The following is a 20,966-nucleotide window of genomic DNA, read 5'->3' as shown; positions in this document are numbered from 1 at the left end:
GACGACCGAGGGGGATTCGCAGATGGATTTGATCGAGCATGCGGCGCGGGCGCTGGCTTACGAACGGACCTCCGAAGATTGGGACGATCTCCCCCCGATGCTGCAAGAATGCCTCAAACGTGATGTGAGGACTGTGCTAACGGCTCTTTTGAACGCTGCGCCCGACCTCGACGATCCAGGCGAGAAGCTTGTTGGTGACGATCACAGCCGTTCGGCTGATAGCACGGATATAATCGCTGTTGGGCAAACTATGACTGGTTAAAATTCGAGGTTTAAACGTTAGCGATGCGAGCGCCCCATGTAGACGGCGCTGATTGCTGAGCCAATGACCCTGCCTTTGAAATGGCAGCGGAGATGGCAAGATGCTCGACGATGACTTCAGCGGTTTGAACGGCGATTTAAACAGTGCGGCACAGTGTGCGAATACGGATTGGGACGGTGTGCCGCATAGTGCGAAGTCGGATGTAGCCGAAGCGACAATCCTGGGCCCGCAGAAGCGCAACCGACGGTGGGATGCACACGAGAAGGCGCGGATCACCGCGGAAAGCTTTGAGCCAGGCGCCAACATCAGCGCGGTGGCGCGGCGCCATGGCATGAGCCCGGGCTTGCTCCATTACTGGCGGCGAACGGTGCGCAACCGGGCGGCGATGGAGCCGATCTCGTTTGTGCCGCTGGAAGTCGACGATGGCACGCGGGCTCCAGAAGGCAGCCTCGAGATTGGGTTCGACGGCGCTCACGTCGTGGTGCGCGGCGCGGTGGACGCGGGCGTCCTGAGGGTTGTGTGCGAGGCGCTGCGTCAGCGATGATCGGCGGGCGCAGCGATCTGAAGGTCGTGCTGGTGTCGGGCCCGATCGACTTCAGGGCCGGTATCAACAGGCTCGCCTCGCTGGTGGCCAATGAGTTGGGCCGAGATCCCTATTCCAATGATGTCTTCGTGTTCCGATCGAAGCGGATGGACCGTTTGAAGCTCCTGCACTTTGACGGTTCCGGCACCATCCTGGTGACAAAGTGGCTGGAGGCTGGGAAGTTCTTCTGGCCGCCCGTGACAGGCGGGGTGATCAAGCTGACCGCGGCGCAGATGACGCTGCTGCTGGGGGGAATGGACTGGCGCCGCCTTGAGGAAAACCCGATAAGAAAGCCCGAGGCGGCGGGGTGAAAAGTGGCGGTTTTTCTCGGTTCTGGCGCAATTGTGTGCTAACAAAATCGGGTGACCCGCCCCCCGGAAAATCAGGCTGACACACTTGATGCGATGACCCGCCGGGTGGCGGAACTGGAGGCCGAACTCGAGGCGGCCTCCAGGTTGTTGAAGACCTACAAGACCATGCTGTTCGGCTCGCGCTCCGAAAAGGCGCGCACCGTTCTCGACGGGCAAGGCAGCCTCGATCTGGGGGACCTGAGCGCCGTTCACATGGCTCCAGCAGCCAACGACGATCCGATGGTCAAGGGGGCAAAGCCTCGTGCCAGGCGCAACATCGGCGCTCTGCCCAAACATCTGCCCCGGATCATGCACGTCATCGAACCTGAAAGCACGCAGTGCGCCTGCTGTCAGGGCAGCATGCACAAGATCGGCGAGGATGCGAGCGAGGCGCTCGACATCGTGCCAGCCATCTTGCGCGTGATCGCCACCGTCCGCCCCAAGTACGCTTGCCGGACCTGCGAGAGCAGCATCGTCCAGGCGCCGGCGCCACGCAGGATGATCGAAGGCGGGATGGCGACAACCTCGCTGATCGCCTGGATCGTGACACAGCGCTTCGCATGGTATCTTCCAGTTTATCGCCAGGCCCAGATGCTGGCAGGGCATGGCCTGCAGATTGATCGATCGACGCTAACGCGCTGGTTGAAGTGCGCGGCCTGGTGGCTGGAAGGTCTCTACGATCTGCAACTGCAGGCAATCCATAGTCACCCCCGCATCCACGTCGACGAAACCAGGATGCCTGTGACTGGAGGAGGAAACGGCAAAGTTCGTATCGACCAGTTCTGGGCCCATGGAACCGATGATCGCCCGTGGAACGGTTCAGCACCGCCGGCGGTGTGCTATGTCCATGCCCGATCCCGAAGCCATCGCACGATATCCGAGCAGCTTGGCCGCTATCAGGGCGTGCTCCAGGTCGATGGCTATACTGCTTACAAAGGCCTGGAGAGCCCGGACGGGTTATCCGGGGGCATCCGGCTCGCGTTCTGCCTTGCCCACCTGCGTCGGCGCTTCGTCGACCTGCATAAGAGTACTCGATCGCCGATTACCGCCCAGATCATCGCCCTGTTGGGCCACATCTACCGGATCGAGGCGGAAATCCGTGGCACCGGTGCCGAGCACCGGCTGCTCACGCGGCAGGAGAAGTCCAGGCCGATCATGGCAGAGCTCAAGGCACTGCTCGACGATACCTTGCCGCGCGTCTCACAGGTCTCGGACCTGGCAGGGCACATCCGCTATGCTCAAGGTCACTGGCGCGGCCTCACCCTGTTCCTCGAGGATGGCCGCGTCGAGGTCGATAACAACATGATCGAGAGGCAAATGCGCCCGATTGGAATCGGGCGCCGCAATAGTCTGTTCGCCGGCAACGAAGGTGGGGCCCATACGTGGGCGGTGCTCGCTTCCCTGCTTCAGACAGCAAAGCTGAACGGGCTTGATCCCTTCACCTGGCTGAACGATGTGCTGGCACGGATGGTCTCAGGCGAGGTCCTCAACAACGATCTCGACCAGCTCCTGGCATGGAACTGGCGCCCCGCTGAACCGACCGCTATGCGATTGGCCGTATGAGCAGCACCAGTCGCTTCAAGCGCCCGAAGAAGCCTAGAAGAGCGCGCATCCTCACCCATGACAAGCTTGAGGAATGGCTGGCCACTCGCGAGCATCCGATGCCGGGGGTATCGATGATCGACGGCTATCTCGCCGCGCTCGTCGTCTCGCCCCAGTTCATTCCTCCCGAAGACTGGCTCCGTCCTATAGTCGGAGACGGCATCGCCTGGGCGCCGGATGGCAGTATCGAGGAGGCCGTGCGCAACACGATCTTCCAGCGGTATAGCCAGATTGGTGCGACCCTGTCCGGTGGCCCGAAGCGCTATGCCCCCATCTACATGCGCACGGACGCCGGCGAAGTTCTAATGGAGGACTTCGCCAATGGCTTCTACCTCGGCATGCGGCTCAGCATCGACGACTGGAAGCCGCACATATCCAATCCGGAAATCGGTCACCCACTGACCGCCATCCTCGGCCATTGCACGACCATGATGCCTGAGGATCAACGCGAGAATGCATTACGCGGCCAGGCCGGCGAGATCATGGCTCAATCCTGGAAGGTCGTTCCAGAACTGGTCGAGATGCTTCACGTCAGCATCGGCGGCGCCCGAAACATCGAAATCCGATAACCAGCAGCGTCAACGTGGGGTTCTCGCACCGCTAACGTTTAAACAGCCTGCGGTAACATTAATGGTGGCTTGGACTTTGTTCTGCTCATTGATGATCGCGCTATCGGCCGGGTTCACCTTCTGGCAGCATGCCAAAATGCAGCAAGGCATGAGAAGGGACATGCCCTTTCGGCGTGAACAAATGGGGTGGTGAATTTTCCGACCGGTCGTTGTGCCATGGCTTGCGATGCTATTTTTAGTCACCAGCTGTTTGAACCCCAACCAGAGTATGGTCCTCAGCGGACGGCGCGCTTTGCTTGTAAGGCGGTGGCAAATCATCGATATGGCCGCCAATGAGATCAGAATCTGGGTCCGCCGCCGCGATGCATCCTCGCGAATTTGTCACCTTTATAGCTGCACTTATGGCGGTTAACGCATTGGGAGTGGACTTGATGCTCCCCGCTCTGGCGGACATCGGCCGGGACCTTACAATAAGCGATGCCAATCATCGACAGTGGATAGTGACCGTTTACATGGTCGGCTTCGGTGCAGGCCAGCTCATCTATGGTCCCCTAGCGGATCGAATCGGTCGAAGGCCGATCCTCATTGGTACGCTGCTTGGCTTCGTAGCCGCGAGTGTGTTCGCCGCCAGTGCACCGACGTTCTCGGCGCTGCTGGGTGCGCGCTTGCTGCAGGGTTTGATGTCAGCATCAACCCGAGTGCTCGCAGTAGCGATCGTGCGGGATGGCGCATCGGGGCGGAGGATGGCCCGCACCATGTCTGTCGCGCAAATGATCTTCTTCGTCGTCCCGATCCTTGCCCCGACGCTGGGTCAGGCGCTGCTCGCGTTCGGCCCATGGCGGCTCATCTTCTACGGGCTTGGCGCTTTTGCAGCGTTTGTTCTCACATGGGCACTGGTGCGGCTTCCAGAGACCCTTCCCGTTGCCCGCAGGGTGCCTTTTTCAGTAGGTGCATTGAGGCAGAGTTACTGGCTGACGCTGACAAACCGATTCTCGATCGGCTACGCGCTGGCTGCATCCCTCACCTTCGGCGCGATCATCGCATTCGTTTCGTCCTCACAACAAATTTTCGTCGATCAGTTCGGCGCAGAAGGCAAGTTCACCTGGCTGTTTGCAATTTGCGCTGGCGCGATGGGGGTAGCGGCCTTCGCAAATAGCCGTCTAGTGGGAACGCTTGGTACGCGTATCATCTCGCAGTCGGCGTTGATCGCGTTGATCGCCTTTTCGATACTGCATGTGTTGGTGATATATGCCGGCGTCGAGACGCTAGTGAGCTTCACAATCCTTCAGGCGCTAAGCATGACGGCAATCGGGCTGTGCGGCTCCAATTTCGGCTCAATGGCCATGGAACCGGTTGGCCACATCGCGGGAACGGCATCGTCGGTGCAGGGCTTCGTAACGAGCATCGGCGCCGTGCTGGTGGGTTCGGCGATTGGGCAAGCTTATGCCGGCACCACACTGCCCCTGGCGGTCGGATACCTGTGCATCGGCGTGACTGTTTTGGCTACGGTTTACATCATAGAAGGCGGCCAGCTGTTCCGCGCCCATGAGGCGCCAGCACACGGCGAAGTATTCAAACGCTGTGGACTTCGAGAACACTCTGATCGTCTGGATGGCGGGCTTTGACGGTGGCGCTTTAGCGTAGACCGTCGGTCAGTGGATCAGCACGACCCTTTCTCCGTGAACATGTAACCGGATATGGCGTTTCAGGCAGCCCAAATGGTCATACAAAAGGTGGGAAAGAGCAGCTTTCCTTATTCGCGATCAGACATGCGTCCGATGTCCTGAATTGTCTGGACCAGGAACCTGCGAGCCAATTGCCGGAACGAGCCATAGACCCTGCCATTCACCGAAACGAGCTGGCAGGATCCGCACGCCCCAGCCCGAACGAGCAAGGTAGCCCGTCGCTAATCACCTCAAGATAATTCATCTCGCCTCTCGTTACGTTGAGCAGGACTTAATGGCCCAGAGAGCCCCTGCGACATTTGCGAACGTGTCTCATTTGGAACATAGTTTTGCGGCGCCTGTTCAGATCCGCAGGTAATATGGAGAGGTGTTATGGTCGAAGTTCGCAAGGATCCCTACGGCGATCGCGTTGTTGTGAAGCGCAGCAACGCGGGTCGGACGATTGGGATCGTGGTTGTGGTCCTGCTCGCGGTCGTCGCAGTTCTTTTCGCGACGGGCTTCTGGAAGGCTGACTTATCTGGCGGGGACATGCCCGAAGTCAGCGTCAAGGGCGGAGAGCTTCCGAAGGTCGATGTCGACTCAAAGGAAGTGGTTGTCGGTACCAAGAAGACCGAAGTCGATGTTCCTACCGTCGGTGTGAAGGATAACGGCGAAAACTGAGACAGCGCGGCAAGAAAAAGAAAAGGCCCTTGCTCATCACCTGGGCCTTTTTCGTTTTTTTATCGGACATGCGAGCTGCCAGAACGCACAGTGTCTTGGCATCTCTGAGGTTTGGCATGCAGCTTGGCAGATTGATCGCCGGCGCACTCTTATCGACATTCGGTCGACCTGACCGGAAACAATCCAATGCGGGACACGTTAGGCGCTTGACCCTCATCCGGCCCATTCTTCCCGTGGCCGGATACTCAGGCCCGGTCGTTGGGAACTCTTCTCCCGCTGCGGCGACCGGGCCTATTTTCGACTTCTTTGCATCTGCGTCGACACGAGCAAGTGTCGGGAAGGGTAAATCGCGACCCTTTCTGATATTGCAACCATGCCGAACCCGTCACGGCACAACCGGATTATCCTTCCGGCCCTTTCCCGACTGACCTTGGCCTCTGCTTTCTCGGTCGGAGAGCGCTGCCTTCGACCAAGGGATAGTGGCGACAGGCAGACCTACTTCGCTGGACTTACGTTCAGCACATCTCGGCGCAATGAAGTCGTATGTAGTGCTGACAGAGTGTCCCGTGTCGCAGCGCGGCATTCGTTAGGGGGATTCGCCATGGCACCGATAAACGACGCATACTTATGGGGCCGCAAAGCGGCGCGGGAAGGCATGCCCTCCTACGGAAACTCTTACCGAAATTCTCTTGCGCGCTCGGAATGGGCGCGTGGTTATGCCACCGAGCGACATCAAGAGGACTGGCTGCGTATGCGGGGCTGGTCCCAGCCGCATTGACGACGCATTGGCGCATGATACCCGATTTCTCGGAATGGGGGTCCGTTCGGAAGGCCCCTGAATGCCGCGCCCCGATAGCAATGCCTGAGCCTCATCCCCCCGTTACAACTTACCCCACGGCCGCACGCGCGTTCGATATAGCGGTGTGCGGCAGCCTCGGCATCTGGCGTATTCGTGCACGCCGTCGCCAGTCCTTGTCCGAAAGTCTGCAAAGTGTTTGCCGAACAGGCAAAACAGCAACCAGAAACGGATTTTTGCCCCCTCGCGGCCGAAAACACACTTGGCGCAGCCTTAATCGCCACGGCGCGCGGACGGAGGTCCTCGGATGACCTGACTGCGCCGTACCTCTCATGTGTGCGATAGGGCTTAGCAAATGATCGGCGGGTCGGGTAAAAAAGGCGTTCATCGTTTTTGTGCGGTAATACAGGTCTGGCCTGCCGTGCAGTGACGGGCGCTGCCCCACTTGTTACCCGTCCGGATGCCCCGCGCGCAGCCGACACATTCGCTTGCTACCGAAAATCTCTAAGCCGCGACGCGGTCACGACCCGCAAGCTTTGCCGCGTACAGCTGCTGGTCCGCTCGCTCGACGGCGTCAGCCAATGAGGTGTCTTGGGCCGCGACCTCAGTCAATCCAATGCTTACCGTCCAATCGAAGGGTCCGATGCAGTTGATTGCGGTTCTTACATGACGAACCAGTGCTTGCGCGGTGAGCAGCGAGGCGTTCGGCATGATGACGAGGAACTCGTCTCCCCCCATACGAACCACTTTCGCACCAGACTGCAACCCGCTCTCGGCTGTGGCGAGAACCAGAGCACGGGCAAGGGCGGTTAGCGTGCCGTCGCCCGCGGCATGTCCGAAGCGATCGTTTATCGCCTTGAAATGGTCGATGTCGATATGAGCCAGCCAAGTGCCTGTTTTCAGGAACTCGTCATGCACGCCCGCAAGCCAAGCGCGATTGTGGACCCCTGTCAATCCATCGCGCCACGCCCTCTCTCGCATCGCAGCGAACGCGGCCTCCGCTGGCATTGCCAGCAGGCCAACGTTGAGAAGCATCAGCAAAAGCTGGTCTGACAGAAGCGCGGCGACCGCAAGGGTGCTCGGCGTCGCGAAATGGAGAACCTCCCCTGCAATGGCGAACACATAACAAGGCATGTAAGCCAGCATCGCACCGCCGGCAATGCGCCCACCGTACCCGTCCGGCACAGCTCGGCCCGCTTGCCGGATCATGTCGGCCCCAAACACGCCCATACCCGTCGCGAGACCGATGGCCGCCAGCAATTGCTCGCTATGTGGTGGCATGACGATTGCGAATTGGCCGAGGGCCTGGGGCAGCAGGAACCCCGCCAGCGTCACGGCGGGCGGCACCGCCATCCACCAGCGCCATAGCGTTCGTCCTGCAAATAGGCGCACCCCGGCGACCAAGGGGATGTTGGAGGCCGTGAGCGCCGCAACGAGCAAGGATCGGATGAGCACGTCCTGCGGCCGGTTGATCCACTCCAGTCCGGCAAGAGCCACGCAGTAAAGAAGCAGGCTCGCAGCCCAAAGCAGGTTATGACGCTCATCCTTGCGGCCGCGCCACAGCGACAGGAAGATGACCGTGAAAGTCACCGATGCCAGTACGCTACACAGGCGCAAGGTTGCAAGATCGATCGAAGTTAGCATGTCCCGGCGCCCGCATACGCTCGATAGGTTAACAATGGTTTTGGCTTCAGCTGGTCCGCGGCGAATGCGCATTCGGTGTCGGGTTTCCTTCCACGCCCCCCGCCCTTCATCGGCATCAAGGTAAACCATCGGACTATCGCAAATTTTAACCTCCACGGGCCGCCCGCCCTCCCCAATCGAAACCATATTCGGGGATAGAGATTATCGACTTATCCAGACCCTGCAGGAGATGTCAGAGTGGCCAGCCAACCGATAGAGCACCCCGGGAACGACAATCCGGGCAACGTCCCTGTTGAATATCCTGAACCAGGCAGTCCGGGCGCACCGGATGACGTGCCACCCGTCGGCCCCGACTTCGATCAGCCGGACACGGCACCTGTCGAACTTCCGCCGCCGGACTGACAGGCCTTCAGCTCACAGCCCACGAGCCCGGTTCAGTCTGCGGATTCACCTTGTCTGCCGCCACGACCCCGGGCTGGCGGGCGCTGCATCTCTTGAAGTAAGCAGCGTACTGATAAGCGGCGAAGACGAGCACAAGGGCGTCTGATGGCGGGTTGCGCCGCGGCGTACTGAGCAGCTCTCGCCGATCTTTCGAGAATCGAGCGCAGAGACTCGGGCCTCTGCCATCGCCGGCCACAGTCGGTGCCAACCCCAGCCTGCGGAATCGGTCCTCACGAAGGGCAATCGATCCAGGAAAACGCGGAACCCGCCAAATGACACCGGATGCTCGAAAGACAATCTTGCAACTGCTTGGCGAACGCATGGCGGGGGCAACGATCTGCCCGAGCGAAGTCGCCCGCGCCGTCGCATCTGAGGATCACTGGCGAGAAGCGATGCCGGCGGTCCACGCTGCGGTCGATGAGATGATAGCCGATGGCATCATCAGTCTAAGCTGGAAAGGCCGAGATCTGGACCGGCGAAGCGGGGCATATCGTATCAGACTGCGATAGATCGGCCTGTCGCAGAAATCGCCCCCGACACTGGTGATCGCCTCGTAAGAGATGCACTGCAAGTGACGCGCGATCCACACCCCCTGCGTCGGACAAGCAGAGTTCCAGCTTGTTTCGTCGGATGGGGCGAGCGATTGAGCCAGCCCCACCCAATGCCTCTCAGCCGCTGGGCGCCTGCGCAGCATGCCTGCCTTCCGCGAATTCCTCGATCAACTTCGCGCAGAAGGCGGGAAGATCGTCCGGCGTCCGGCTGGTGACCAGGCCGTCGTCCACGACGACCTCCTCGTCGATCCAACGGCCTCCGGCGTTCTCGATGTCGGTGCGAACGGATGGGAACGATGTGACGGTCCGCCCCTTCAGGACGCCGGCCTCTACCAGTACCCATGGAGCGTGGCAGATGGCGCCGACGGGCTTGCCGGCCTCGAAGAAATCCCGCACGAACCGCACGGCTTCCTCGCTACCGCGCAGCTTGTCCGAGCCGACGCTCCCGCCAGGGATGACAAGTGCGTCAAAGTCGTCCGCGGACACTTCGGTGAACGTCCTGTCGATGGAATAGCTGCCCCCAGGGTCAAGATCGTTGTTGTTCGTCTGCGCGGTCCCGCTCTCCAGGCTTATTGCGGTGACCTTCGCACCAGCTTGTTCCAGTGCTTCCTTGGGCTTGACGAACTCGGGCTCTTCCGTGCCGCGTGGGGCAATGAGAATGGCGATCGAACGGTTGTCGAGGGACATGACATCTCCTGTCGAGTGGTGGGCGACGCCTCCATTCCCGATGGTACGGAAGACGATGCGCCCGTCCTCCAGTGAACTGCCTGAGGCTGCTCTTGATCCGCTGGGCCCGAGATCGTGCTGTGACTTTGCGTGAGACTGCCTCAGGGGCAAGGCGCGTTGACGCGTTCATCGAAGAGGTCGGTGTGGCTATCTAATGCAAGGGCTGAATAGCAGGTCGGGTCGTTCCACGATGCTGTTGCGCCAGGGTAACTATTTCTTCGCTTTTCCGATGGCCCGCATAAAGATCGAAGGAAGGGTGGCTGCTGATGGTCCGCGCGCTATCGACCGGCAAAAAGAGCGGCTGCTCCCACTTAAGGCGATTTCACGTTCGCGAATGCGCCCCAATCTTGTCGTCGCCCGAGACTGCAATTCGGCACATCATAGGGTACGATGGGCAGCCGCTGCTCTTGAACGTCAAAAGTTTCAAACCCATCTGTCGCGCGCAAATCCGTGAATGCGAGAGCTCGAGAGACGATGACAACCGATACAGTTGCCGCCCCCGAAACCCACGCCTTCGAGGCAGATGTTTCCAAACTTCTCCATATGATGGTTCACTCGGTCTATTCCGATCGGGATGTGTTCCTTCGCGAGCTCATCTCCAATGCCGCCGATGCTTGCGAGAAGATGCGCTATGAAGCAATCTCGAGCCCGGCATTGCTCGGCGATGATCCCCAGTCCCGCATCACCCTTACGCTCGACAAGGACGCCGGCACGCTTGTCGTCGAAGACAATGGCATCGGCATGACCGCCGCCGATATGGCTGAAACGCTCGGGACCATTGCGCGTTCGGGCACCAAGGCTTTTATGGAAAATCTTGTCGCCGAAAAAAATGGTGATGGCCATCAGCTCATCGGCCAGTTCGGCGTAGGGTTCTATTCGGCATTCATGGTGGCCCGAAAGGTCGAGGTCGTATCCCGTCGTGCCGGCGAGCCCGGTGCCGCCATCTGGTCGTCCGATGGTCTTGGGACTTATACCGTTGCGCCTCTTGATGCTGCAGCGGCGCCCGCGCGCGGCACGCGCGTTACGCTTCACCTCCTCGATGACGCCAAAGCCTATGCCGAGCGGTATACCGTGGAACGGATCGTCAGGGCACAGTCGGGCCATGTCCCGGTTCCCATCGTCCTTCGCGAAGGCGCAAGCGACGAAGAGCCGCACCAGGTGGCCGACGGCGTGGCACTCTGGACCAAGGCGAAGTCAGACATCAGCGATGACGACTATGCGGACTTCTACCGCAGCCTCGCGGGCCAATTCGACAAACCGGCGCTGACACTGCATTACCGGGCGGAGGGACGTCACGAGTATTCTGTCCTGACCTTCATCCCCGAAAGCAGGCCTTTCGATCTTTTCGACGCTGATCGAAGTGGCCGCATCAAGCTGTACGTAAGGCGCGTGTTCATAACCGACGAAGCAGAGATTTTGCCGCGCTATCTGCGCTTCGTGCGTGGCCTTGTGGATTCGGCAGACCTTCCTCTCAACATGTCGCGCGAGATGATACAGGACAGTCCGGTTCTCTCGGCAATCCAGAAGGGCGTGAGCAACCGCATCCTCGCCGAACTCGACAAGCTCGCGACGAGCGAGCCTGAGCGTTACGCCGCCATCTGGGAGAACTTCGGAGCGGTGATCAAGGAAGGTCTCTATGAGGATTTCGAGCGTCGCGAGGCGCTATTGGGCCTGGCACGGTTCAAGAGCACGACGTCCGATGGAATGTGGCGTTCGCTGAACGACTATCTCGGTTCCCTGAAGGAGAACCAGACAGCGATCTATTACGCCACCGGCAATGACCTCGATCGTATCGCCCAGTCGCCGCAACTCGAGGGCTTCAAGGCCCGGGGCATCGAGGTTTTGCTGCTTCCCGATCAGGTCGACAGTTTCTGGACGACGATGGGCCTAGATTATGAAGGAAAGCCCTTCAAGTCGGTGACCCAGGGCACAGCCGATCTGAGCCTGATACCGCTTACCGAAGGCAGCAGTTCGAAGGAGCCGAGCGAGGAGGCCAACAGGTTCATCGCGTTTGCGAGGGAGGCGCTGGCAGATCAGGTTTCGGAAGTGCGGGTATCAGATCGTTTGACCAGCAGCGCGGTCTGCATCGTGGCGCCCGAGAACGCCATGGATCTCCAGCTGAAAAAGATGCTGGCCTCGGCCGGCCGAGCACCCGAACGAGCCAAGCCGGTCCTTGAGGTCAATGCCGGACATGCGCTCATCGCAAGATTGGGCCAGGCCGACGGCGATCTCGAGGCAAGGCGTGACCTCGCATTCCTGCTCCTAGACGAGGCCCTGATCGCCGAAGGCGAGCCTCCTGCTGATCCTCGCGCATTTGCCGAGCGGCTGGAGCGTCTGATGACAAAGGCGTTGCGATGATGCCGGATGGGGAGCGGGACGGCTCCCCTCTTGCCCGTCGCCCATGGCGGTCAATTTGAGGAAAACGGCGCCGGAAACCTGCCTGATGCATCCGTTGCGCCCAAACATTCAGGAGACGGGAAAACCTGGCTGCATTATAACGGGCACTGAAGGTGCTCAATCCCATTTGCGGCGATAGCGACGCCCGACGACGTCTTTCGGCATCAATCTGAATGCCGGATTTGACGAATGTGGCGCCCTCGGGTCATACCTTCCGGCGGCGGAAAATTCGCCAGGCGTCTTGGTAAAGCGGCTGGCACGAAAAAGAATAGACACCATTTTCAAACACATCGGCCTCGCCCAGACGATCCTCATCGATCCGCATTAAAGCGAGCGACGGATCGCATGTCTTAAGTTCAACCACTTTGTCGACACTGTCGATCGGGAAGATGCTGAAAGTCGATATTGTCGCTCTCCGGTCGCAAAAGGCGGCAGCACAAAACGCTCGCCGGGCTCTACATCCCGAGAAACCACAGCAGCGACTGGCAATGGCAAAACCTACCTCGCGCAGGCAGTCCATGCGAGGTATTTCCCTTTAACATGGATCAACCTTCGACAGGCACCTTCCCAAGTCCAGAGGCGATGTGAGGTTCCTATATTGTCTTGAGGTCAACAAGGCGCCGAGACATCTACGGTGCACCCGGGGCGCCTTGCTGTATTGCGTGCGGCCAGAGCGAGAGAAACATCCGATAAGCCTGCATGCCTCTCGTTCAACCTCGATCGGATCAATGGTCATCTCGTTTCCCCCATGAAACCGGTTGCACATTCACGGTGTTGAATTTGCGAGACCTGCGGAACAGGAGCCCGAAAATGCCCTCGACACCCAAGACGACCGATGGCCCCGCCCAGACCGGAGCTGGCGCGAGCACCAACCGCAAGGCCAGAGACAAGGTTTCACCGGGAGATAGCAGCACGACGATCTCGGGACAGGGCCATGGAAGCCCGGCGATAGTAACGACAGAAGTCGACGAGCCAGGGGCCCCGGCCCCCACCTCGGACCGCCCTGAGCGCGGTCCGAGCGGGGCCGCAACGGCACGCAGGTTCCCGGATGATCTGCCTGACAAGCCCAGACCTTGATGCGGCATCTCGAATAGGCGGAATTACTGATCCAAGGTCCGGAGACGCGCAAGCGGGCGCTTCTTCCCGGACTTTTCTGTGTACGCCCTCGAGCGCGGGGAGACGCCGCCTTGTCGTTCTGGCGTGCTTGTCACGGCGCCTTGAAGATTTCTGCTTACGATTCTTTTTCATAGCATCCTAGTGAGTTAACTTTCGGCGGCTCGTCTCACTTTGCCGTGAGGCCCCCAACGACGTGGAGTATTGGAGCCTGGCCTGAATCGCCCATGCGAAAGGCGCATCTTCTGCGAAGTTCTTGCGTTCACTCTGGTGCTTGGGCACCTCCTCGCGTCTGTCCGCCCTTCACGGTGAATGATCAGCCTGCAGACCTCACCGGGTCTTCGCGGAATGGCCCGCAGTTCGAAGTTGCGCGAAACGTGTCGGTATCCCACATATGTGAGGTGAGCCGCTCATTGGACCGCACCACCAATCTCCATCAATGGCTGACTCGTATCGCGGGCGACCTGCGTTGGGAGACTCCGCTTCTTTGCGACGCAGTTCTGGAGACCTACTGTTGGGTGGTTGGTCCGTTGATCGCAATAGACCCCGAGCGGCTGCTCGCGAGCAATGATCAGGCAAGGTAGCCTTTTGCCGTGAAGCGCGTTCGCAAGGGTCAGGCCCGCAGCTGCGGCAGGCGGGCCGTCGCCGGACTAAGAGCCAGACACGTGATAAAGCGCCGGCATAGGCCAGTGACCTGTACTGGGTGCCGTAAACACCGCCGGATGGACGAGTGTTTCGGCTTGGCTTGCAGTTCGAAGCGTATTTTTCGCAAACGCCATCGACAGGGGAGACGGCAGCCTCTTGAATCCCGGCCTCGCCAGCAGATACCCTTGCATGTAGCGGATGCCGATCTCGCGCAAGGCGTTGTACTCGCCAACAGTTTCGACCCCTTCTGCGATGACGGCAATACCGAGCGCCCCGGCTATCGCCACGACGCCTGAGACGATGATTGCTCGCGGCTCGCTTTCATCGATGCTGCGGATCAGGTCCATGTCGAGCTTGATGAGATCGGTTTGAAATTTCGCCAGCAGGCCCAGGCCCGCATGGCCCGCCCCGAAATCGTCGATCGCTGTCGTGAAGCCCATCTTGCGATAGCTGGCAACGATACTGCGAACATGATCGGTGTCGATCATCTGCTCGTTCTCGGTGAACTCGAAAATCAGGCGATCGGCCGGAAAGCCGACATCGCGGGCAGTTTTGAGCGTGAGCTGGATGCACGCCGCTGGAGAATACACAGCGTTGGGCAGAAAGTTGATTGAAAGCCTGGCGCCGGAGTCAAGGATTCCGGCCTCGACCGCCCCCTTGATCGCTGCGACCCTGCATTGCTGGTCGAATGCGTACCTATTCTCGGGTGTCACCCTGGACAGCACTTCAGCCGCACCCTCGCCGTTGCTGCCGCGGACCAACGCTTCAAAAGCGAAAGGATCGCCAGTTTCGCAATCGACTATCGGTTGAAAAGCCATCGCAAGATCAAAATTCTCGCCGTCGGATCTACAGCCCTGACATCCTCTTTGCATACTGCCGTCTCCTGCCCGCTTCGCAAAGGTAAAAGAGGAAGAATAATAATGCCTTAATCTCAACGTCGACGAGACGATGCCTGTACCTCTTGAGCGTATAGGGAAAGAAATCTTCAGCCAGCACGTAGCTCCATGTTTCGGGATCCTGGCGCCGGAAGCAGTGCGGCGCGACGATCCCAGCCGGTCGCTCAATCGCAAGGTCGCCCGGGAGGAGGAAATGGGTTTACTCGTCATCCCACAACCGCGCACAATCCGTTCCATATGTGATCGGCCCAATAGTGTTTCCGGACACGGCGCGGCGTCGATGTCTGGCAGAGCGACGCGCTTGCAAGTGCCCAACGCAGTAGGCCGATATTACTGACGCAGATTCAGCGGAACGCCGTGATTTGCGGCGTGTCGGCGTTCTGCCTACAGCTTGGAAGTCCGTGCGCGCTGACCAATGAGGTCTTCCATCCCTTTATGTCGAGGCGAGCACTGTGTCTGAGACGATGTTCCCGCTCTGGCGCGGTGAAATGAGCGCGGCCAGATCAAAGCCCTGTGCAGTCGCGCTCGACAGATAATCGTCGCGCACCTTCGCCGACAGACGAGGCGTACGCGCAAGCAGCCACAGGTTGGCGCGATCCGGCGTTCCGACCAGAGCGACGGTATAGTCCGGCGAGATCCTCATCACCCAGTAGTCACCCTTGGCGAAAGGAAGCCAGCGCAGATATTGTGGCAGGAAGCTGACCTTCAGCCTTGCATTTCCTGCGTCAACAGGAAAAGCCTGTCCGATTGCCTGATCGGGTTCGCCCTTCTTGTCGATGCAGCGGTTGTCGACCCTGATCGATCCGTCCGGGTTAAGCGAATACGTGGCCGTGATGTCGCTCGCCTGTGCATCTTCCCATTTGAGCGGCAGGCGGCAAATCTCGAACCAGGTGCCAAGGTACCGGTTCAGATCCAGGTTAGGAACGGTCTTGATTTCGTGCGGGTCGGTGGTCATCCGGGTCTCCATGGACGGAAGAACCGAGGCGATTGGCACCGGTTCCTGTCTCTCGCCTTACCGGTTCAGGGTTTCACTGTGACAATGGTAAAGCGCCGCTTCATCAACGATCCTTACCAATTCGAAATATGCAAAGTGGATGGTGCACCGGCCTGGCACAGTCGGGTGACCCGAATGCAAGGCCCGCCCCCGAACTACCGCCCTGATCGCGTGGGCGGGCCTTGTTGCCTGATTGAAGGCAATTTTGCGCAGATCAACCCGCGATCAAGCGCGGGGCTTACGCTGCGCCACCTGTCTTTTTGCGGTTGTCTGGCGTTTCGTAGCAGGAAGATGTCGATCTCGCCCTCATAGAATACTGCGATCCTTGCCCTTGCTGTTCCGACAGTCGGTATCGACGCATTTCTCGAGTTGAGGTTCGGATCATGGCTTCGAGCACACTGATTGCGCATCGCTGATGCCGCACAGATCGGCAGCTGGCGCCCTTTTCAGCCGCCGGAGATGCAATCCAAATCTTGGAACCGGAACAACGACCTTACAGAGATTTGGCCTCCAACGCGTTCCAGCGGCACACGTCCCAAAGCGAATATTAAAGTTTTGCCTATTCGCCTCGGCTGCACCTAACTTCGCTTCGGCTCCCAAAGCTCGATTTTGGTGCCGTCTGGATCTTGTATCCAGGCGAACCGACCGAAAGCGTCATCATCATCGCGCTTCAAAATCGGAACGCCGTGAGCGGTAAGTCTCGCGACGATAGCGTCCATGTCGTCCACAGCGAAGTTGATCATAAACTCTCGCTTTGACGGTGCCATGTAGTCACTGGATTCCGGGAGCGGCGTCCAGGAGACCTTTGGAGGATGGCCCGGCGCATCGAACGCCAATGCAGCTCCGCCCCAAGACTGGACATCAAGACCAAGAACTTCTCGATACCAGTTTATGAGCGCCTGCGGGTCATTACTCTTGATGAAAACGCCGCCGACGCCGGTGACGTGACCTGCTTGTTCTGCCATAGCATGTCCCTGACAAGTGAGAGCAAGCGTGACCGCCATCCCGAAATGTGCAAGCTGCTTGACCATGACGATTCCCCAGTAATGCTCCAAGATGGCTGGACATCGAGTCGAGGCACAGGCCAGATTGTTAGTAGGACTTGCGCGAATACGAGGCGATCTGCAACCGCCGCTTACCACCCATCCACGCCATTGAGCCCGCAATTCTGCCCCCGGTGCTCCCCGACCGCAATTCGATCGAATATCGAGCGGGCCGCGCCTAATCGAGGAATGCGCGCATGATGCGTGACCGGCTCGGGTGCTTGAGTTTGCGCAGCGCCTTCGCTTCGATCTGGCGGATACGTTCGCGGGTCACCGAGAACTGCTGGCCGACTTCCTCAAGCGTATGATCGGTGGGCATGCCGATGCCGAAGCGCATGCGCAGCACGCGCTCCTCGCGCGGCGTGAGCGAGGCCAGCGTGCGAGTGATCATTTCCTTAAGGTTGTTTTGGATCGCCGCGTCCACCGGGATGACGGCGTTCTCGTCCTGGATGAAGTTGCCGAGACTGCTGTCTTCCTCGTCGCCGATCGGCGTTTCGAGTGAGATCGGCTCCTTGGCGATCTTCAGCACCCGCTTCACCTTCTCGAGCGGCATCGAGAGTTTCTCGGCCATTTCCTCCGGCGTGGGCTCGCGGCCCTGATCGTGGAGGAACTGGCGGCTGGTGCGAACCAGCTTGTTGATCGTCTCGATCATGTGGACCGGGATGCGGATCGTACGGGCCTGATCCGCGATCGAGCGCGTGATCGCCTGCCTGATCCACCAGGTCGCATACGTCGAGAACTTGTAGCCGCGGCGGTACTGGAACTTGTCGACCGCCTTCATCAGGCCAATGTTGCCCTCCTGGATGAGATCCAGGAACTGCAGGCCGCGGTTGGTGTACTTCTTGGCGATCGAGATCACCAGACGCAGGTTCGCTTCGACCATCTCCTTCTTGGCGATGCGCGCCTCGCGCTCGGCCTTCTGGACCATGTTGACGATGCGGCGGAACTCGGGAAGCGCCATGCCGGTGGCGGCGGCGATGTCGGACACTTCGACGCGGATGCGCTCGGCAGGTTCAGCCTCGTTTTCCGCGAAGGCGGCCCACTTCTTGTCCTTCTTGGCCACTTCGGCGACCCAGGCGTCGTCCAGTTCCCGGCCCGTGTAAGCTTCGAGGAAGTCGGCGCGCTTCACCTTGTGACGCTCGGCCAGACGCAGCATCTGGCCGCCCAGCGTCGTCAGGCGGCGGTTGAAGGAGTACAGGTTGTCGACCAGAAGTTCGATCTTGGTCGCATGGAACTGCACCGATTCCACCTGCGCGGTGAGGTCTTCGCGCAGTTGCAGGTACTGCTCTTCCTTCGTGGTCGGGAAATCGATGCTCAGCGCCAGCGCTTCGAGACGATCGCTCTGCAGGCGCTCGAAGGTGCGGAACAGTTCGGTGATGAGCGCGAATTTCTCCAGCGCTTCTGGCGTCAGCGCGGCTTCCATCTGGCCGAGGGAGAGGGTGTTGTCCTCTTCATCCTCCTCGACCCTGCGCTTGGGTATCGGGTTGCCTTCCTCGTCGACTTCTTCCGAGTTCTCCTCGCCGGAATCGTCATCGTCCTTGAAGGTCGGACCGGCCGTGGCAGCGGAAATCTCGCCGTCGCCCTCACCGTCCTCGCCCAGGTTTTCCGGCTGCGGCTCCTTGGAGAGCATCGCGTCGAGATCGAGGATCTCGCGAAGCTGCATCTCGCCATTGTTGAGCGCCTCGGACCATCCGATGATCGCGTGGAAGGTCATGGGGCTTTCGCATAGCCCCATGATCATCATGTCCCGGCCGGCTTCGATGCGCTTGGCGATGGCGGCCTCGCCCTCGCGGCTGAGCATCTCGGCCGCGCCCATTTCCTGCAAGTACATGCGCACCGGGTCGTCGGACCGCGCGGCCGTGTCGGCCTTGCGGCCTTCACCAACGCGGCGCCGGGCATTGCCCTCGTCGGACTCCGAATCCGGATCGGTATCGTCGTCGCTGCCATCGACGGCGTCTACGCCATCATTCTCGCTCTCATCCTCGTCGTTATCGTCGTTGTCGATGATCTTGACGCCCATTTCCGAGATCGCGGCCATGATGTCCTCGATCTGATCGGTGGTCATCTGGTCCTGCGGCAGAGCGGCATTCAGTTCCTTGACCGTGATGACACCCTGACTTTTGGCACGGGCGATGAACCGCCCGACCGAGCCCTTGTCCAGGTCAAGAAGAGGAAAGTCGCTGTCGCCGCGGCACTGGTCGTTGGTCATGTAATCCGCTGTCGTCTCTTTGGTTTTTTCATGGCAATGATGGGGCCATGGCCGGTGCAGGTTCTAAGGTCATCACGCGGCAATGAACGGCTGCCGGTCTGCGAATCAAGTAATGTGGCCGATCATCAGTTCCGGAAGAAAGCCGATGCTCGCAGCAGATTATGTGGTGCGGGGCCTGCAGGATGCAAATCCATGCCCCCGCGCGCACTCTATCGAAGGCATACACGCGAAGAAGCTTGGGCTTCCGGATGCTTTCCCCGATCGCGATACGATCGAGGAAAGCCGAAGATGAGGCCATGGCCACTTGCAGCAGCCATGGCCGGATTCGTTAGCGCTGGATCAGGTTCGCGGCAGATGCCTTGCCGCGGCGGTCGATCTCGATCTCGAATTCGAGCTGGTCGCCTTCCGAAAGGCCGTGCACACCAGAGCGCTCGACGGCGCTGATGTGCACGAACACATCGGGCTGGCCGTCATCGCGTACGATGAAGCCGAAGCCCTTGGCGGCGTTGAAGAACTTGACGGTGCCGCTGGCCTTTTCGCCAGTCGACTGGCGCGGAGCCGGAGCACGCTCGCGGCGCTCGGCCACGATGACCTCGCCGACTATGGTCAGTTCGGAAGCGGAAACCTTGCCGCCTCGCTCGACCAGCTGGAACTCCAGTTGCTGTCCCTCCGCCAGCGTTTCGAGGCCGGCGGACTGCACGGCACTGATGTGAACGAATGCATCGTCGCCGCCGTCTTCAAGCTGGATGAATCCGAAACCCTTGTCGGAGTTGAAAAACTTGACCGTGCCACGCCCCTGACCAACGATCTGGCCTGGGCCGCCACGCGAACCGCCACCACCACCAAAACCGCCGCCGCCAAAGCCACCACCGCGCGATCCACCGAAGCCGCCGCGCTGGCCGCCACCAAAACGATCACCGCCACCTCCAAACCGGTCACCGCCGCCGAATCGATCGTTTCCGCTGCCCCAGCGATCATCACCGCCGCCGAACCGGTCACGGCCATAGCCACGATTTCCCCTGTCGAATGTCACTGTCTAAACACCTTTAGCTACGCTCAAAGAAACCTGTCCTCGCGCGTGAACGTGGCACGCAAGGTCGCGCAGCCTGTCGCAAGATCCATAATAGAACAAGATAGCAGTGCAGGGCTGCGAGTCGAGCGCATCGATCCCGATACTTTCGCGCGTCATCGTGCCCTGACGCCTGCCGAAGCCCTCAGCATCGCGTGTACGATCCCTTGTCTTACTCCTTGCCTTTTTCCGGAATTTGGGTTGCCCGGGCGCATTTTTGTTTTTCACCGTCGATCCGGGAATGGCGGAAAGTCCGCACCGCTCCTTAACGGTTGCCCGCTTTGATTAAAGGACGGAAGCTCGCGCGAAAGAGAGGCGAAATCCGTTATGTGCCGAATCCCTTCGGGCTATCAATCGATCGTCACGATAGAAATATTCAAGGCGCAGGTCGTCTAACAGATGTTCGATCGCAGCGCGCTGCGGATCCGTACCACTGAGCCTGAAGTCCCAATTGCAGTGGGGATGGGTCATCCTGTCTCTCACGATGACCTTGCCAAGCGCATGACGCCACGTCTGCGAGGTGCCACCTCTTTCCCGGACAAGGCGAGCCACAGGCAAGTGTTCGAGATCGGATGCCGTCATCCCTGCCACTTAGCCCCTGTCGGCAGCTAGAGCGGTTTTCGACCGTTCTGAATCGGCATGGGATTCCCTTCGGGCGCGATTTCTGATTCAGAATCCATGCTGGTGAAGGAGGCCGGCATGGATGGCTCTTTCAATGGATTTGCGCACTC

17 protein-coding genes and 1 pseudogene are annotated in these 20,966 nt (G+C 59.8%); 9 read left to right on the top strand and 9 right to left on the bottom strand.

Annotation, left to right across the window (positions count from 1 at the left end; translation table 11 throughout):
* Positions 1–22 precede the first annotated feature (22 nt).
* From A8V01_RS06305 to A8V01_RS06280, 6 genes are all read left to right on the top strand, one after another.
* The gene (locus A8V01_RS06305) at positions 23–262 is read left to right on the top strand and encodes a hypothetical protein (protein WP_103095086.1); all 240 of its coding nucleotides are present in this window, start codon (positions 23–25) and stop codon (positions 260–262) included.
* Positions 263–362: 100 nt separating this feature from the next.
* On the top strand, positions 363–806 hold the full coding sequence (gene tnpA / locus A8V01_RS06300; protein WP_103095085.1) for an IS66-like element accessory protein TnpA: 444 nt from the start codon (positions 363–365) through the stop codon (positions 804–806).
* Positions 803–1,156 (top strand): IS66 family insertion sequence element accessory protein TnpB, encoded by a 354-nt coding sequence (gene tnpB / locus A8V01_RS06295; protein ID WP_103095084.1) that lies wholly within the window; start codon positions 803–805, stop codon positions 1,154–1,156. Before tnpA ends, tnpB begins: the two co-directional genes overlap by 4 nt.
* Before the next feature lie 93 nt (positions 1,157–1,249).
* A complete protein-coding gene (tnpC, locus tag A8V01_RS06290; RefSeq protein WP_170065852.1) occupies positions 1,250–2,758 on the top strand; it encodes an IS66 family transposase in 1,509 nt (502 codons plus the stop codon).
* Positions 2,755–3,366 (top strand): UPF0149 family protein, encoded by a 612-nt coding sequence (locus A8V01_RS06285; protein ID WP_103095082.1) that lies wholly within the window; start codon positions 2,755–2,757, stop codon positions 3,364–3,366. The genes tnpC and A8V01_RS06285 overlap by 4 nt, the downstream gene beginning before the upstream one ends.
* Positions 3,367–3,728: 362 nt before the next feature.
* On the top strand, positions 3,729–4,991 hold the full coding sequence (locus tag A8V01_RS06280) for a multidrug effflux MFS transporter (protein WP_103095081.1): 1,263 nt from the start codon (positions 3,729–3,731) through the stop codon (positions 4,989–4,991).
* A 131-nt stretch (positions 4,992–5,122) separates the two neighbouring features.
* On the opposite strand, the pseudogene A8V01_RS29705 reads toward A8V01_RS06280, so the two are convergent.
* A pseudogene (locus A8V01_RS29705) lies at positions 5,123–5,273 on the bottom strand (IS5/IS1182 family transposase); the annotation flags it as partial.
* 150 nt (positions 5,274–5,423) lie between these two features.
* Between A8V01_RS29705 and A8V01_RS06275 the strand changes: the two are divergent.
* The gene (locus tag A8V01_RS06275) at positions 5,424–5,711 is read left to right on the top strand and encodes a hypothetical protein (protein WP_103095080.1); all 288 of its coding nucleotides are present in this window, start codon (positions 5,424–5,426) and stop codon (positions 5,709–5,711) included.
* A 1,300-nt stretch (positions 5,712–7,011) separates the two neighbouring features.
* Here A8V01_RS06275 and A8V01_RS06270 read toward each other — a convergent pair.
* A complete protein-coding gene (locus A8V01_RS06270; RefSeq protein ID WP_170065844.1) occupies positions 7,012–8,223 on the bottom strand; it encodes a GGDEF domain-containing protein in 1,212 nt (403 codons plus the stop codon).
* Between the two features lie 641 nt (positions 8,224–8,864).
* Here A8V01_RS06270 and A8V01_RS06265 point away from each other — a divergent pair.
* A complete protein-coding gene (locus A8V01_RS06265) occupies positions 8,865–9,101 on the top strand; it encodes a DUF3253 domain-containing protein (RefSeq protein ID WP_103095078.1) in 237 nt (78 codons plus the stop codon).
* Between the two features lie 159 nt (positions 9,102–9,260).
* Here A8V01_RS06265 and A8V01_RS06260 read toward each other — a convergent pair whose 3' ends face one another.
* On the bottom strand, positions 9,261–9,830 hold the full coding sequence (locus A8V01_RS06260; RefSeq protein ID WP_103095077.1) for a type 1 glutamine amidotransferase domain-containing protein: 570 nt from the start codon (positions 9,828–9,830) through the stop codon (positions 9,261–9,263).
* 513 nt (positions 9,831–10,343) lie between these two features.
* On the opposite strand from A8V01_RS06260, the gene htpG reads away from it, so the two are divergent.
* Positions 10,344–12,227 (top strand): molecular chaperone HtpG, encoded by a 1,884-nt coding sequence (gene htpG / locus A8V01_RS06255; protein ID WP_103095076.1) that lies wholly within the window; start codon positions 10,344–10,346, stop codon positions 12,225–12,227.
* Positions 12,228–12,471: 244 nt separating this feature from the next.
* Here the strand turns inward: htpG and A8V01_RS28085 are convergent, their stop codons facing one another.
* From A8V01_RS28085 to A8V01_RS29525, 6 genes are all read right to left on the bottom strand, one after another.
* Positions 12,472–12,786 (bottom strand): hypothetical protein, encoded by a 315-nt coding sequence (locus tag A8V01_RS28085; protein ID WP_146037205.1) that lies wholly within the window; start codon positions 12,784–12,786, stop codon positions 12,472–12,474.
* 1,243 nt (positions 12,787–14,029) lie between these two features.
* Positions 14,030–14,842 (bottom strand): EAL domain-containing protein, encoded by an 813-nt coding sequence (locus A8V01_RS06250; RefSeq protein WP_342747349.1) that lies wholly within the window; start codon positions 14,840–14,842, stop codon positions 14,030–14,032.
* Positions 14,843–15,353: 511 nt separating this feature from the next.
* Positions 15,354–15,875: a lipocalin family protein gene (locus A8V01_RS06245; RefSeq protein ID WP_232493340.1), complete on the bottom strand. Its 522-nt coding sequence runs from the start codon at positions 15,873–15,875 to the stop codon at positions 15,354–15,356.
* A 617-nt stretch (positions 15,876–16,492) separates the two neighbouring features.
* Positions 16,493–16,945, bottom strand: a complete 453-nt coding sequence (locus A8V01_RS06240) for a VOC family protein (protein ID WP_232493341.1) — start codon at positions 16,943–16,945, stop codon at positions 16,493–16,495.
* Positions 16,946–17,135: 190 nt separating this feature from the next.
* Positions 17,136–19,166 carry an RNA polymerase sigma factor RpoD gene (rpoD, locus tag A8V01_RS06235; protein WP_103095074.1) on the bottom strand — a complete coding sequence of 677 codons (2,031 nt, stop codon included), beginning with the start codon at positions 19,164–19,166 and terminating at the stop codon, positions 17,136–17,138.
* 328 nt (positions 19,167–19,494) lie between these two features.
* Positions 19,495–20,199, bottom strand: coding sequence for a cold-shock protein (locus tag A8V01_RS29525; protein WP_103095072.1), 705 nt, complete (start codon positions 20,197–20,199; stop codon positions 19,495–19,497).
* Positions 20,200–20,966 lie beyond the last annotated feature (767 nt).

Source organism: Novosphingobium guangzhouense (assembly GCF_002896965.1).
Classification (GTDB): domain Bacteria; phylum Pseudomonadota; class Alphaproteobacteria; order Sphingomonadales; family Sphingomonadaceae; genus Novosphingobium; species Novosphingobium guangzhouense.
Note: the sequence above shows the minus strand (reverse complement) of the source record. Positions and strands in the feature narration are given on the sequence as shown.